14 protein-coding genes are annotated in these 13485 nt (G+C 69.8%); 9 read left to right on the plus strand and 5 right to left on the minus strand.

Annotation, left to right across the window (positions count from 1 at the left end; all coding sequences use genetic code 11):
- Window positions 1-34 precede the first annotated feature (34 nt).
- The 6 genes from A2G96_RS01150 to A2G96_RS01175 all read left to right on the plus strand — a co-directional run bounded on the left by A2G96_RS01150 (window position 35) and on the right by A2G96_RS01175 (window position 5947).
- Window positions 35-1126 (plus strand): AraC family transcriptional regulator, encoded by a 1092-nt coding sequence (locus tag A2G96_RS01150; RefSeq protein WP_062801995.1) that lies wholly within the window; start codon window positions 35-37, stop codon window positions 1124-1126.
- Between the two features lie 257 nt (window positions 1127-1383).
- Window positions 1384-2979, plus strand: coding sequence for a flavin-containing monooxygenase (locus tag A2G96_RS01155; RefSeq protein ID WP_062796009.1), 1596 nt, complete (start codon window positions 1384-1386; stop codon window positions 2977-2979).
- Between the two features lie 61 nt (window positions 2980-3040).
- Complete coding sequence (locus A2G96_RS01160) at window positions 3041-3931, plus strand: SDR family NAD(P)-dependent oxidoreductase (RefSeq protein WP_062796011.1); 891 nt, start codon at window positions 3041-3043, stop codon at window positions 3929-3931.
- On the plus strand, window positions 3928-4887 hold the full coding sequence (locus A2G96_RS01165) for an alpha/beta fold hydrolase (protein WP_062796013.1): 960 nt from the start codon (window positions 3928-3930) through the stop codon (window positions 4885-4887). The genes A2G96_RS01160 and A2G96_RS01165 overlap by 4 nt, the downstream gene beginning before the upstream one ends.
- Window positions 4888-4910: 23 nt before the next feature.
- Complete coding sequence (locus A2G96_RS01170) at window positions 4911-5786, plus strand: metal-dependent hydrolase (protein ID WP_062796015.1); 876 nt, start codon at window positions 4911-4913, stop codon at window positions 5784-5786.
- On the plus strand, window positions 5783-5947 hold the full coding sequence (locus A2G96_RS01175; RefSeq protein ID WP_062796017.1) for a rubredoxin: 165 nt from the start codon (window positions 5783-5785) through the stop codon (window positions 5945-5947). Before A2G96_RS01170 ends, A2G96_RS01175 begins: the two co-directional genes overlap by 4 nt.
- A 193-nt stretch (window positions 5948-6140) precedes the next feature.
- Here A2G96_RS01175 and A2G96_RS01180 read toward each other — a convergent pair whose 3' ends face one another.
- Entirely contained in the window at window positions 6141-6977 is an 837-nt protein-coding gene (locus A2G96_RS01180) for a MerR family transcriptional regulator (RefSeq protein ID WP_062796019.1), read from the minus strand.
- Window positions 6978-7079: 102 nt separating this feature from the next.
- On the opposite strand from A2G96_RS01180, the gene A2G96_RS01185 reads away from it, so the two are divergent.
- The 3 genes from A2G96_RS01185 to A2G96_RS01195 all read left to right on the plus strand — a co-directional run bounded on the left by A2G96_RS01185 (window position 7080) and on the right by A2G96_RS01195 (window position 10262).
- A complete protein-coding gene (locus tag A2G96_RS01185) occupies window positions 7080-8057 on the plus strand; it encodes a LysR family transcriptional regulator (RefSeq protein ID WP_062801996.1) in 978 nt (325 codons plus the stop codon).
- A gap of 129 nt (window positions 8058-8186) precedes the next feature.
- Complete coding sequence (locus A2G96_RS01190) at window positions 8187-9173, plus strand: Bug family tripartite tricarboxylate transporter substrate binding protein (protein WP_062796021.1); 987 nt, start codon at window positions 8187-8189, stop codon at window positions 9171-9173.
- Window positions 9174-9284: 111 nt separating this feature from the next.
- Window positions 9285-10262, plus strand: coding sequence for a M14 family metallopeptidase (locus A2G96_RS01195; protein ID WP_062796023.1), 978 nt, complete (start codon window positions 9285-9287; stop codon window positions 10260-10262).
- A gap of 89 nt (window positions 10263-10351) precedes the next feature.
- On the opposite strand, the gene A2G96_RS01200 is transcribed toward A2G96_RS01195, so the two are convergent.
- The 4 genes from A2G96_RS01200 to mnmE all read right to left on the minus strand — a co-directional run bounded on the left by A2G96_RS01200 (window position 10352) and on the right by mnmE (window position 13453).
- Window positions 10352-10894, minus strand: coding sequence for an Sbal_3080 family lipoprotein (locus tag A2G96_RS01200; RefSeq protein ID WP_062796025.1), 543 nt, complete (start codon window positions 10892-10894; stop codon window positions 10352-10354).
- A 165-nt stretch (window positions 10895-11059) separates the two neighbouring features.
- On the minus strand, window positions 11060-11254 hold the full coding sequence (locus A2G96_RS01205; protein ID WP_062796027.1) for a hypothetical protein: 195 nt from the start codon (window positions 11252-11254) through the stop codon (window positions 11060-11062).
- A 33-nt stretch (window positions 11255-11287) separates the two neighbouring features.
- Window positions 11288-11869 carry an OB-fold putative lipoprotein gene (locus tag A2G96_RS01210; protein ID WP_062796029.1) on the minus strand — a complete coding sequence of 194 codons (582 nt, stop codon included), beginning with the start codon at window positions 11867-11869 and terminating at the stop codon, window positions 11288-11290.
- Window positions 11870-12025: 156 nt separating this feature from the next.
- Window positions 12026-13453: a tRNA uridine-5-carboxymethylaminomethyl(34) synthesis GTPase MnmE gene (gene mnmE / locus A2G96_RS01215; RefSeq protein ID WP_062796031.1), complete on the minus strand. Its 1428-nt coding sequence runs from the start codon at window positions 13451-13453 to the stop codon at window positions 12026-12028.
- Window positions 13454-13485 lie beyond the last annotated feature (32 nt).

A 13485-nucleotide genomic window follows, 5' to 3' on the forward strand; every position in this document is an offset into this window, starting at 1 on the left:
TGCCCGGTCTTGATCCCGCATGACAGGTGATTTGATGCCACGCGCCACTCCGCCCGATGGCGGTGCCAGTGCCGGTGGTACGCAAGCTGGCACCACATCGGGCACCACATCCGGCACCGTCTCGCTCGCTTACCTGCGCGCCGTGCTCGACCACGGCGAGCGCCAGGGCATTGCCCCGGCTGAGCAGCTGCGCGCCGTCGGCGTGCCGCCGGAGGTGCTGGACGCGGGGGCGCAGGCGCAGACCGCCACGCGCATTGCCGGCACGGCCTATCTCGCGCTGCTGGACTGGCTCGAGCAGGCCACCGGCGATGCCGATGTCGGCCTGCGCGCCGGCGCCGCCTTCGCGCCGCGCCACTATGCCGAGATGGGCTACGTGGTGCTGACCACGCCCACCGTGCGCGACGCCATCCTGCAGGGCATTCGCTATGAAGTGCTGGCCAACGATATCGGCGGCACGCGCCTGATCGAAACGCCGCAGTCCGCATGCATGACGTGGCAAGCGCGGCATGGGCCGCTGTCGCGCCATGCGCACGAGCTGCATATGGCCACCTGGGTGGTGTTCGCGCGCTGGCTGATCGGCAGCCAGCATGTGGCGACGCAGGTCGAATTCCCGCACGCCGCTCCCGCCGATACCCGTTTGCATGCCGAGGTGTTCGGCTGTCCCGTCGTCTTCAATGCCGCGCGCCATGCCATGCATATCGACCGCGCCTTGCTGGACCTGCCATCGCTGCAGGCCGATGCCGGCATGCAGGCGCAGATGACGCGCATCGCCGATTCACAGCTGCAGCAGATCGTGCCCGCGGGCGCCGACGCGCTGGCGCAGGCGCGTGCCTGCATCCGCGCGCGGCTGCCGCAGGGCGAGGTGCCGATCGCCGACGTCGCCGCGCACCTGGGCCTGCCGGTGCGCACGCTGCAGCGCCGGCTGCAGGCGCAGGGCATCAGTTATTCACAGCTTGTGGATAACGTGCGGCAGGCACTGGCCCGACAGTACCTGGCCGAACCCGGCCTGAGCCTGGCGCAATGCGCGATGCGGCTCGGCTATTCCGAACAGAGCGCCTTCACCCACGCGTTCAAGCGCTGGACCGGTGAAACGCCGCAGGGCTGGCGCAGGGGCCGGACTTCCTAAAGCCCGTTTGTTGCGGGCACGCCTTCGTCATCGACGAAGCTGCGAAAAAATCCTGCGGTTTCAAACGCACGCGGCCATCGCCGTTGCAAGGCGCGATGCCGCCTTCTGTCGCCGTTTGATGTGCGCCAGGCGCCGCTGGCAAACCACCAAAATTAGAACCATCCTTCGATTCACGGCATTGACCACCCCGGCCGCGCTTCCTACGATGACATCCATCAATGTCACAATAAACACTGTCGTAAAGGTGAGGAGCGCGCATGAATGCACCCGCGGAGTTGCCGCCGGCGTTGTCGCCGCAGTGGCCACCACAGGCACCCCCTGCCCCCGAGCACACCGACATCGCCATCATCGGCAGCGGCTTTGCCGGCCTGGGCATGGCGATCCGGCTGCGCGAGCGCGGCGAGCGCGATTTCCTGGTGTTCGAGAAAGCCGGCTCGGTCGGCGGCACCTGGCGCGACAACCACTACCCCGGCTGCGCCTGCGACGTGCAGTCGCACCTGTATTCGTTTTCCTTCGCGCCCAACCCGGACTGGTCGCGCATGTTCTCGACCCAGCCGGAAATCCGCGCCTACCTGGAGGACTGCACCGACCGCTTCGGCCTGCGCCAGCACCTGCGGCTGCACCATGAGCTGCGCCACGCCGCCTGGGACGAGTCCGCGCACCTGTGGCGGCTGCAGATGGCCGACGGCAAGGTGGTGCGGGCGCGCGTGCTGGTGTCGGGCATGGGCGGGCTGAGCCGGCCGTCGTATCCCGACATCCCGGGGCTGGATACATTCGAGGGCGAATGCTTCCACTCGCAGCACTGGAACCACGCCTATGCGCTGGGCGGCAAGCGCGTGGCCGTGATCGGCACCGGCGCCAGTGCGATCCAGTTTGTGCCGCAGATCGCGCCGCAGGTGGCGCAGCTGGACCTGTACCAGCGCACCCCGCCGTGGATCATGCCCAAGCCCGACCGCGAGGTCAGCGCCGCCGAGCGCTGGCTGTTCCGCCGCCTGCCGTTCACGCAGACGCTGGTGCGCACCGGTATCTACTGGATGCTGGAGTCGCGCGTGCTGGGCTTCGTGCTGCATCCGAAGATCATGAAGGTGGTCGAGCGCGTCGCGCGCCGCCATCTGGCGCGGCAGGTGCGCGACCCGGCGCTGCGCGCGGCGCTGACGCCGGACTACACCATCGGCTGCAAGCGCGTGCTGATCTCCAACGACTATTACCCGGCGCTGACGCGTGACAACGTCGACGTGGTCACCACCGGCATCGCACGGGTCGAGCGCGACGCGGTGGTGCTGCGCGACGGCACGCGCCGGCCGGCGGACTGCATCATCCTCGGCACCGGCTTCCACGCCACCGACCCGCTGCCGCGCGGCGTGATCGCCGGCATCGGCGGCGTCGACCTGGTCGATGCGTGGCGCGACGGCGCACAGGCCTACCTGGGCACCACGGTGTCGGGCTTTCCCAACCTGTTCTTCGTGGTCGGCCCCAACACCGGCCTGGGCCATAGCTCGATGGTGTTCATGATCGAGTCGCAGGTGGCCTATATCGCCGACGCGCTGCGCCAGATGCGCCGCGACGGCGTACAGGCGGTGGACGTGCGCGAGCCGGTGCAGCGCCGCTTCAACCAACGGCTGCAGGCGCGCCTGGGCCATGCGATCTGGTCCGCCGGCGGCTGCGCCAGCTGGTACATCGACCCGCGCAGCGGCCGCAACACCACGCTGTGGCCGGGCTTTACCTGGCAGTTCCGCCGCGCCACCGCCAGCTTCCGCATGACCGACTACGACCTGTACCCGGTGCGCCGCGCCGTGCCGGACGAGGCCGCGCCGCAGCCGGTAGCGGACATCGCCAGCGCCGCCGGTGCATGAGGCACGCGCCTTTCCCACGCTTACATCAAGAACAACGACACACACCGGAAGGAGACCGGACATGAAGGACTTCCGCAACAAGGTTGCCGCGATCACCGGCGCCGGCTCGGGCATCGGCCGCGCGCTGGCGCTGGCACTGGCGCGCGAGGGCTGCCAATTGGCGCTGTCGGACCGTAACGAGGCCGGACTGGCGCAGACCGTGGCGCAGGCGATGGGCGCGGCGCCGCATGCCCGCATCACGCAGCACACCGTGGACGTGGCCGATCGTGCCGCGGTCTACGCGTGGGCCGCGGCCGCCGCCGACGCGCACGGCCGCGTCAACCTGATCTTCAACAACGCCGGCGTGGCGCTGTCGAGCACGGTCGAGGGCATGAACTACGACGACCTGGAATGGATCATCGGCATCAACTTCTGGGGCGTCGTCTACGGCACCAAGGCCTTCCTGCCGTACCTGAAGGCCAGCGGCGACGGCCATGTGGTCAACACCTCGAGCATCTTCGGCATCTTCGCCCAGCCCGGCATGGGCGCCTACAACGCCAGCAAGTACGCGGTGCGCGGCTTCACCGAATCGCTGCGGCAGGAACTGGACCTGATGGACTGCGGCGTGTCGGCCACCACCGTGCACCCCGGCGGCATCAAGACCAATATCGCGCAGGCCAGCCGGGTCTCGGCCAGCGTCAATGGCTTCCTGGTGCGCGACGCGCAGCATGGCAAGGACGAATTCGAGAAGTTCTTCATCACCTCGCCCGACAAGGCTGCGCGCGTGATCCTGGAAGGCGTGCGGCGCAACCGCCGGCGCGTGCTGATCGGGCCCGACGCCTATGCCGCCGACGCCATGGCGCGGCTGCTGCCGGCCGCCTACCAGTCGCTGGTGGTGCGCGAGACGCGCCGCAAGCGCGATCTCGGCAACGTGGTGGCGCCCGCTTCGGTGGGCCAGGGAGAGCGCCCGTGAACCGCCTTGCAATGGAAGCCGACGCGGCGCTGCTGGCGCCGCCGGGCGCGCTGACGCGCTGGTTCGGGCAGGGCCGCGTGGGCCTGTTCAGCCTGTCGCGCGCGACGCTGGCGCAGCGCCATGCGCTGCCTGCCTCGCGCTGGGTGCGCGTGCTCGATGCGATGGTGCACTACACCGACGAAGGTCCCGCCGACGGCGAGACCCTGGTGCTGATCCATGGCTTCGGCGCGTCGCTGCATACGTGGCAGGGGCTGGTGCCGGCGCTGGCGCAACGCTATCGCGTGCTGCGGCTGGACCTGGCGCCGTTCGGGCTGACCGGGCCGCTGCGCGATGCGCGCGGGCGCATCGAGACCATGGACGTGCACCGCTACCGCGACTTCATCGATGCCTTCCTCGCCGCGGTGGACGTGCGCCGCGCCAGCGTCATCGGCAATTCGCTGGGCGGGCTGATCGCGTGGGACCTCGCGGTGCGCCGGCCGGGCGCGGTCGACAAGCTGGTGCTGATCGACGCCGCCGGCTTCCCGATGAAGCTGCCGATCTATATCGACCTGTTCCGCCATGCGCCGGTGCGCTGGTCGGCACCGTGGCTGCTGCCCGAGTTCATCATCCGCGCCGCCACGCGCGACGTCTACGGCGATGCGTCTCGCGTGCCCGAAGCCACCTTCCGTCGCTACGTCGACTTCTTCTATGCCGAAGGCAGCCGCGAGGCTGTCGGCAAGATGGTGCCGAAGCTCGACTTCGCCCAGCTCGACACCCACCTGCTCGGCAGCGTGCGCGCACCCACGCTGGTGCTGTGGGGCGAGCGCGACCGCTGGATCCCGACCGCACACGCGCAGGCCTTCGCCGAGCGCATCCCCGGCGCGCTGCTGCGCCGCTATGCGGGGCTGGGCCACGTGCCGATGGAAGAAGACCCGCAACGCGTGGCCGCAGACCTGCTGCCCTTTTTAGCGCGATGAGCTTGCCATCCAAGGAGACCGCCATGATGCCAGTCCGCCGCGACGTGCATCCCCACCTGCCGCCGGAGCGCATCAGCGACTGGCACGAGCGGGGCCGCCACGTCACCCATTTCCTCAACACGCTGTCGATCTTCTTCCCCGCCGGGGAACGTTTTTTCATGGACAGCGTGCGCAACTACCGCGACCAGGTACAGGACCCGGAGCTGAGCCGCGCCATCGCCGGCTTTATCGGGCAGGAGGCGATGCACACGCGCGAGCACATCCTCTACAACCGGCTGATGGACGACGCCGGCCTGCCCGCCGCGGCGCTGGACCGCGCGGTGTGGTGGCTGCTGGACCTGCTGCGCAAGATCCTGCCCAAGTCATGGCAACTGGCGCATACCATCGCGCTGGAACACTACACCGCGATGCTGGCCGACGGCGTGCTGAAGGACCCGCGCCACCTGGGCGCCAGCTCGCAGGCCGGCTACCGGCAGGTGTGGACCTGGCACGCGCTGGAAGAGACCGAGCACAAGGCGGTGGCCTACGACGTCTGGAACACGGTGATGAAGCCCGGCCCGTACCGCTACTTCGTGCGCACCTTCACCATGCTGACCACCACGGTGACGTTCTGGGCCATGGTGTTCGTGTTCCATATCGCGCTGGTGATGGGCGACAAGGGCTGCCGCAACAAGCTGAGCGGGTTTGGCACCGCGCTGCGCTTTTTGTGGGCATCGCCCGGCGCGCTGCCGCGCATGATCCCGGAGTGGCTCAGCTATTTCCGTCCCGGCTTCCATCCGTGGGACGACGACAACCGTGCCGAGCTGGCGCGCATCGATCCGCTGGTGCGGGAGATCGAAGACACCGCGCGCGCCGCCGGCGTTTCCACGCGCGCACCCTCGCTGCGGGGGACGGCATGACCATCTGGCAATGCCGGATCTGTGGATTCGTCTATGAAGAAGCGCTCGGCATGCCCGAGCACGGCATCGCGCCCGGCACACCGTGGGGCGCGGTCCCGCCGGAATGGAGCTGCCCGGACTGCGGCATGGCGAAAGCGGATTTCGACATGGTTGCGGTATAGGCGCGGAGGAGAGCTGGACAAGAGCTGAGGCGCTTCACAAGCTGACGGCGTAGCTCCCCTCTCCCGCTTGCGGGAGAGGGGTGGGGGAGAGGGCCGGTGTCCCCACGAAGTTCAAGGCTGCGGTATGCCAGCGCCTGCCCTCTCCCCCGGCCCCTCTCCCGCGCGCGGGAGAGGGGAGCAAACCATCGGCGCGCTAAGGCTTCCCGCCGCCCCCGCCCTCCTCATCATGCAGATGCTCGATGATCGCCGCCACCCGGTCCCCCAGGTACTTGTTGGCCGAGATCTCCAGCGCCCGCATCATCTCCGTCTCCGCCATCACCAGCGCCAGCGGGCGGATGCGCCACAGGATGTCGACCAGTCGCGGCACGTCCTGCGGCGGCGGCAGCTTGCCCTCGCCGAAGCGGTCCAGCTCGCGCACCACGGTGGCGACGATCTGGTCCGACACCGCCTGGAAATGCCCGCGCGACTGCGCGATGATCTCCAGCACGTCTTCCAGCGCAAAGCCCGCGTGCGCGATTTCGGCGCCCGCGGCCAGCGCACGCGGGCTGCGCGCCAGGTAGCCGAGCCCGTCCGGTTCCAGCAGTCCCAGCGAGATCGCCTTGGCCAGCGCCGGGCGCGAGATCGCGCGGCCGAACAGCCGCGCCAGCGCCAGGTAGGAATAGTGGCGCGGGGTCTCGTTGGTCCACGGGCTGCTGATGGCGGTTTCCAGCCCCAGGATCGAGCGCAGGTCGTGCCCTTCGACGATGGCCTTGAGCAGCTCGGTGATATTGGCCAGCGTGTAGCCGCGAGCCAGCAGGTGGTGGATCAGCTTGAGCCGCCCCAGGTGCGCCTGGGTGTAGATGCCGACGCGCCCGCGCCGCTGCGGCGGATCGATCAGGCCGCGGTCCTGGTACGAGCGCACGTTGCGCACCGTGGTGCCGGCCACGCGCGCCAGTTCGTCGATGGTGTATTCCGGGGCGGGCGGCGGTCCGGCTGCGGCGGACCCCGTGCGGGGCGAAGACGAGGGTTGGCGGCGCCGGGTCAGTGTCATGCCAAAAATTCTAACCGAGGAACGCGGCAGGCAAAGTCGCGGCGGGTTTTGCCGATAATGAAGGCATTGCCCCTGTCCCCGCCACCCGAGCGCCTGTTTCCCATGCATATCCGCTGGCTCGAAGACTTCGTCTGCCTGGCCCAGGCCGGCAGCCTCGCGCGCGCCGCCGAGCTGCGCAACGTGACCCCGCCCGCCTTCGGCCGGCGCATGCAGGCGCTGGAGGTCTGGGCCGGCGCGCCGCTGATCGACCGCAGCGCCTTCCCGGTGCGGCTGACCGCCGAGGGGCGCCAGTTCCTGGAAGCCGCGCAGAGCGCGCTGCGCACGCTTGACGACACCCGCCTGGCGCTGCGCGCCGCGCATCGCGCCGACGCCAGCACCGTGACCATCGCCACCGGCAAGACGCTGGCGCGCTCGATGGTGCCGGCGTGGCTGGCGGGCCTGCGCGAGGCGCTGCGCCATGACCCCGCGGCGGCCGGCTTCCGCACCCGCCTGTCGACCTTCCCGATGCACGACGCGCTGGCGATGTTCGCCGAGGGCGATGCCGACTTCCTGCTGTGCTACAGCCCGCCCGACCTGCCGGTGATGCTAGACGACGCGCGCTACCAGTTCCACCTGGCCGGCGTGGAGCGGCTGGTGTGCGTCAGCGCCGCCGACGCGCGCGGCGCGCCGCTGCACCGGCTCGGGACGGGCAAAACCGCGGGCAAGACCGCCGGCAAGACCGCGGCCAGGCCGGTGCCGATGATCGCCTACGCCGAGACCCTGACGCTGGGCCGCATGGTCAACCAGGAGATCGCGCGCCGCAAGCTGGCGCCGCGCCTGGACGTGATCGCGGTCAGCGACTTTGCCGAGTCGGTGCACGAGATGGTGCGCCAGCGCATGGGCCTGGCCTGGCTGCCGGCGCGTCTGATTGCCGACGACCTGCGCGACGGCCGGCTGGTGCGTGCCATCGCCGCCCCGCGCGAGGACGAAGGTGGCGACGGCGGCGACCTCGCGCTCGACATCCGCCTGTACCGCCCGCGCGCGCCGATGCGGCCGCTGGCCGAGGCGTTCTGGCAGGCGGCGGTGCAGGCGCCGCGCTGAAGCGTCCCTGCGCTGACATTGGCGCCATTGCCGAATCGGCAACCGCGGTTGCCAAAGCCGCACGCCGCCGCGGTCGCGCGCTTCTAACATCGGTCCACAACCATGATTCCGGGACCCCGAGCCAATACCATGAAGACCACCCTGCGCGCGGCCGCTGCCGCACTCTGCCTTGCCGCCTCTGCCGGTGCCGTTTCCAGCGCCGCCGCCGCCACCGCCGCCTGGCCCACCAAGCCGATCACGCTGGTGGTCGGCTACACCGCCGGCGGCAGCGTCGACCTGGTGGCCCGCACTATCGCCCCGGAGCTGGGCAAGCGCCTGGGCCAGAGCGTGGTGATCGAAAACCTGGGTGGCGCCGGCGGCACCATCGGCGCGGCCAAGGTGGTCAAGGCCGAAGCCGATGGCTACACGCTGCTGATGGGCTCGGGCAGTGAAGTCTCGATCGCGCGCCTGACCAACCCGGCGGTGCGCTACGACGGCGAGAAGGACCTGGCGCCGGTGACCTTTGTCGGCACCCAGCCGATGGTGCTGGTCGGCAAGCCCGGCCTGCCGGCCAAGAACGCGGCCGAGCTGATCACGCTGGCCAAGGCCCAGCCGGGCCAGCTGTCGTATGCCTCGTCCGGTGTCGGCACGCCGCTGAACCTGGCGGGCGAGCTGATCAAGCAGCAGGGGAAGGTCGAGATCACGCACGTGCCGTACAAGGGCGCTTCCGCCATGGCGACCGACCTGCTCGGCGGACAGATCGACCTGGCGGTGATGGTGCTGTCGTCGGCGCTGCCGCATATCCAGGCCAACCGCGTGCAGGCCTACGGCGTAACCGGCGCGAAGCGCTCGCCGGTGGCGCCGAACGTGCCCGCGCTGGCCGAGACGCCGGCGCTCAAGGGCGTGGACATGGGCGTGTGGTTCGGCCTGATGGGCCCGGCCAGGCTGCCGCAGCCGGTGGTGGCGCGCCTGAACACCGAGATGCAGGCCGTGCTGGCGATGCCGGACGTGAAGAAGAAGCTGGCCGAGGCCGGCGTGGACGTGGCGCCCGCCAATCCGGCGCAGTTCGGCAGCTTTATCAAGCGCGAGACCGGGCGCTATCGCACCATCGTGCAGACGGCGGGGATTCAGCAGTAAGCAGCAGCATGGGGAGGCGGCGTCGCTCTGCGCGCGCTTGCCCTCTCCCCGTCCCTGTCACAACGACCCGGCAGGCACCGACCCGCCAGGCACCCTGAACGCACCGACTCCATGACTCACCAGCCCACCGCACCCCTCGAAGCCTACCCCGTCGACGTCGCCTTCCCCGACATCCGCCCCTACGCCGCCGGCAACACCGGCATCCCCTACCTCTACACCTTCGACAGCGGCCAGCCCGGTCCGCACGTGATGGTCAACGCGCTGACCCATGGCAACGAAGTCTGCGGCGCGATCGCGGTCAAGGCGCTGCTGGACCACGGCCTGCGCCCGCGCCGCGGCCGGCTGACGCTGGCCTTTGCCAACGTCGACGCGTACCACCGCTTCGATCCCGCCAGCCCGGATGCCTCGCGCTTCGTCGACCAGGACTTCAACCGCGTGTGGACCGCGAAGGTGCTCGATGACGCCAGCCTCGATTCCTCGGAACTGCGCCGCGCACGCGCCATGCGCCCGGTAATCGATACCGTCGACCTGCTGCTGGACCTGCATTCGATGCACGAGAAAAGCCGGCCGCTGATCGTCTCCGGTCCGCTGGACAAGGGCATCGCCCTGTCGCGCGCGCTTGGTGCGCCGGCCGATGTGATCGTCGACGAAGGCCATCCCGAAGGCCGCCGCATGCGCGACTACGATGGCTTCGGCGACGCCGCCAGCCCGCGTAACGCGCTGCTGATCGAATGCGGCCAGCACTGGGAGCCCGCCGCCGTGACGGTGGCGCAGGACAGCACCGCGCGCTTCCTGCTGCATGCCGGCATCGTCGAGCCCAGCGACCTGCCCACCGGCTGGCTGCAGCCGCTGCCCGCCGCGCAGCGCGTGGTGCGCGTGACCGAGCCGGTGGTGGCCACCAGCATGGACTTCCGCTTTGCCGGCCCCTACACCGGGCTCGAGACCTTTACCGAGGCCGGGACCGTAATCGGCTGGCGCGACGGCGAGCCGGTGGTGACGCCGTATCCGGATTGCGTGCTGGTGATGCCGTCGCTGCGCCAGTTGCGCCCGGGCGTGACCGTGGTGCGCCTGGGACGGCTGGAGCGCTGACCCGGGTACGCTGGGCCGGGCGCGGCTGCGCCCGGCAGGATGCTGCGCACAGGCTCATGGCGCGGCCCTCCGGTTGAATGCAGAATCGGCTAGGCTGCCGGCGCGGGCGCCGTGCCCGCCGGCGGCGGAGGCGGCAGCATGCCGGGGAACAGCTGCTCGACCAGCTCATCGAGCTTGGACGACGGCTGCACGAAGTTGCTCAGGTTCAGCCCGCCCGCGCTGCGGTTGGCGTTGTAGATCGCCTTGCCGACCCGGTCGCCATTGAGAAACACGGTGATGTCGGCGTTGTTCAGGTAGGTGTTCCAGTACCAGGCGCTGCGCGCGGTGTACAGCGCCACCATCGGGCATGCCGCGATCGAGGTCTGCGCCTGCAGCACCTTCACCTCGAAATTGCGCCGCCGCAGCGACGACAGGAAGTCCTCGACAAAGTCATTGCCGCTGACCGGGTTCACCACCACGCACAGCAGCGTGCCGTGGGCGCCGTAGTTGCCCAGCGGGCCGCCGCCGGCTGGCAGCTGGAACGCGACCACGGGATCGTTGGGATCAAGGCGGTCGACCGGCGTCACGGCCTGGTAGGTCGAGCAGGCGGTCAGCAGCAGGCCCGCGCAGGCCGCCAGCAGTGCATGGTTCATGGAATGTCCTGGAGGGCTGGGCGGCGCGCCACGACAAGGCGCATGCGCCACCGCATACCTTCACACTGTAGGCGCCGGCAGGCCGTTCCAATCGGGCAAACAGAAGCGCAAAACGGTCGCTTCTGGTGTTGCGGATGGGTGGCGGATAGCGCTGCGGATGACGCCTCAGCCGCCGCCCTGCGCCAGCCGGCCCACCAGCACCAGGCAGAGCGCCGCCAGGCACACGCCGACCACCGCCACCTGCACGCGCGTCACGGGTTTGCCGCCGAACAGCGTCTGGCTGAGCCAGGCGGGCGAGATCACGCCGGCGAGGGTCGCCACCATGATCAGGATGGCAAGCACGGACAGTACGGATTGCATGGCGGGGTAACTCCGGAATCGTCGCGGGTGCGATCAGTTGGCGCCGCCGCGCAGCAGGCAGTCGCGCAGCAGCGGCATGCCGTCAGCCAGGCCCGCGCCGTTGCACTCCACCGCCACCTTCTGGCCGCGCCGCACCATGGTGGCGCGGGCTTCCACTTCGCACTCGCGCCCGGCCGGGCCGCAGATCTGGCGCGGCAGCAGCAGCGCACGCACATTGGCGCCCGGGTCGTTGGTGCGGATATCGACAAAGACCTGCTCGCCGTCGCGGCGGATGCCGCTGGCCACGCCTTCGACGATCAGGTACTGGTTAAGGTAGTCGCGATCCGCCTTGCCGGGATTGTCGCGATAGGCAGCCAGCAGCGCATCGGCCTGCAGCTGCGGCAGCCGGTCGGCGGGGCGTTGCGGGTCGATGCTGACCGGGTCCAGCGTGCCGTTGCGCGGCACGCCACGAACCTCGCTCGCCGGCCCCGCGCTGGCCGCGGCCAGCGCATCGGCCGGCACGTCGGGCACGGCGCCGCCAACATCGTCGCGGCGGTCATTGCCGGCAAACCACAACATGCCAAGGACGGCCACGGCGACGATGGCAATGAGGATCTGCTGGGTGCGGTTCAACATCGGGAGGGTCCTGCGTAGTGAAAGCGGAAGGTAAAAAAGGCGAAAGGCGAATTATGCGCCCGGCTGCCGCAAAAGCACGCGTACAGCGTCGGGAACGCCGGCCACGTCGCCTTGCCGCGTGCGCGGAGCCATTGGGACACGCCGGCTTGCCCCGCCCTACTTCCCAATACAAAACCGCGTAAAAATCGTCCCCAGCAGGTCATCGCTGGTGAACTCGCCGGTAATGCTGTTCAGGTGTTCCTGCGCCAGCCGCAGTTCTTCCGCGAACAGGTCCAGCGCCTGGGCCTGGCGCTGGCTTTGTTCGGCGGCGACGTCCAGGTGCGATTGCGCCTGCCGCAGCGCGGTCAGGTGCCGTTCGCGCGCGAGGAAGGTGCCTTCGTTGCCGGATTGCCAGCCCACCAGCCGCAGCAGCTCGCGGCGCAGCAGCTCAATGCCGGCGCCGGTGCGGGCCGAGATCCAGATCTCGGTCGGGTTGGGGCCGTTGGCGGCGACTACGTGCGGGCGGTTGCCGCCGAACATCATCTCGCCCACCGCGGGGGCCTTGTCGATCTTGTTGACGATGCGCACGATCGGCGCGCCGGGCGGCAGCTGGCCGCTGAGCTTGTCGTCGATGGCGTCGTCGATCTCGGACAGCCCGTGGCGCAGGTAGTCGGTGGCGTCGACCAGGTGCAGCACGATGTCGGCGCGGCGGATGGCGTCCCAGGTGCGTTCGATGCCGATGCGCTCGACTTCGTCGGCGGCTTCCTCGCGCAGGCCGGCGGTGTCGATGATATGCAGCGGGATGCCGTCGATCTGGATGGTCTCGCGCACGCGGTCGCGCGTGGTGCCGGCAATCGGCGTGACGATGGCCAGTTCCGCGCCGGCCAGCGCGTTCAGCAGCGACGACTTGCCCACATTGGGCTGGCCCGCCAGCACCACCGACAGGCCTTCGCGCAGCAGCGCGCCCTGGCGCGCCTGCGCCAGCACCGCCCCCAGTTCATCGCGGATGGTGGCAAGCTGGCCGCGCGCGTCGGACTGTTCCAGGAAATCGATCTCTTCCTCGGGGAAGTCCAGCGTGGCCTCGACCAGCATGCGCAGGTGGATGACCTTGTCCACCAGCTGGCGGATCGCGTTGGAGAACTCGCCCTCCATCGAGCGCGCGGCCGAGCGCGCCGCGGCCTCGGTGCTGGCTTCGATCAGGTCGGCCACGGCCTCGGCCTGGGCCAGGTCGAGCTTGTCGTTGAGGAAGGCGCGGCGCGTGAACTCGCCGGGCTCGGCCAGGCGCAGGCCGATGCCGTCGCCAGCCTGCAGGCAGCGCGTCAGCAGCATCTGCATCACCACCGGGCCGCCGTGGCCCTGCAGCTCCAGCACTTCCTCGCCGGTATAGGAATTGGGCGCCGGGAAATACAGCGCCAGGCCGTGGTCGATGACCTTGCCGTTGCCGTCGAGAAACGGCAGGTAGGTGGCGTGGCGCGGCTTCAGTGCCTGGCCGCAGACGGCGCGCATCACGGGGCCGACATCGGGGCCGGACACGCGCACCACGCCGATGCCGCCGCGGCCGGGCGCGGTGGCGATGGCGGCAATGGGAAGCTGGGGAGCAGTCATGGCGGTATTGTCGCAGATCGGGTGCGCGGGTG

This window comes from Cupriavidus nantongensis (assembly GCF_001598055.1).
GTDB classification, from domain to species: domain Bacteria; phylum Pseudomonadota; class Gammaproteobacteria; order Burkholderiales; family Burkholderiaceae; genus Cupriavidus; species Cupriavidus nantongensis.

What these genes read in the sequence shown, in the direction of transcription:
- A2G96_RS01210 (WP_062796029.1), bottom strand. Translation starts at nt 11,869, where the DNA reads ATGTTGAACCGCACCCAGCAGATCCTCATTGCCATCGTCGCCGTGGCC.
- A2G96_RS01190 (WP_062796021.1), top strand. Translation starts at nt 8,187, where the DNA reads ATGAAGACCACCCTGCGCGCGGCCGCTGCCGCACTCTGCCTTGCCGCC.
- A2G96_RS01170 (WP_062796015.1), top strand. Translation starts at nt 4,911, where the DNA reads ATGATGCCAGTCCGCCGCGACGTGCATCCCCACCTGCCGCCGGAGCGC.
- A2G96_RS01200 (WP_062796025.1), bottom strand. Translation starts at nt 10,894, where the DNA reads ATGAACCATGCACTGCTGGCGGCCTGCGCGGGCCTGCTGCTGACCGCC.
- A2G96_RS01205 (WP_062796027.1), bottom strand. Translation starts at nt 11,254, where the DNA reads ATGCAATCCGTACTGTCCGTGCTTGCCATCCTGATCATGGTGGCGACC.
- A2G96_RS01195 (WP_062796023.1), top strand. Translation starts at nt 9,285, where the DNA reads ATGACTCACCAGCCCACCGCACCCCTCGAAGCCTACCCCGTCGACGTC.
- mnmE (WP_062796031.1), bottom strand. Translation starts at nt 13,453, where the DNA reads ATGACTGCTCCCCAGCTTCCCATTGCCGCCATCGCCACCGCGCCCGGC.
- A2G96_RS01175 (WP_062796017.1), top strand. Translation starts at nt 5,783, where the DNA reads ATGACCATCTGGCAATGCCGGATCTGTGGATTCGTCTATGAAGAAGCG.
- A2G96_RS01160 (WP_062796011.1), top strand. Translation starts at nt 3,041, where the DNA reads ATGAAGGACTTCCGCAACAAGGTTGCCGCGATCACCGGCGCCGGCTCG.
- A2G96_RS01150 (WP_062801995.1), top strand. Translation starts at nt 35, where the DNA reads ATGCCACGCGCCACTCCGCCCGATGGCGGTGCCAGTGCCGGTGGTACG.
- A2G96_RS01185 (WP_062801996.1), top strand. Translation starts at nt 7,080, where the DNA reads ATGCATATCCGCTGGCTCGAAGACTTCGTCTGCCTGGCCCAGGCCGGC.
- A2G96_RS01180 (WP_062796019.1), bottom strand. Translation starts at nt 6,977, where the DNA reads ATGACACTGACCCGGCGCCGCCAACCCTCGTCTTCGCCCCGCACGGGG.
- A2G96_RS01155 (WP_062796009.1), top strand. Translation starts at nt 1,384, where the DNA reads ATGAATGCACCCGCGGAGTTGCCGCCGGCGTTGTCGCCGCAGTGGCCA.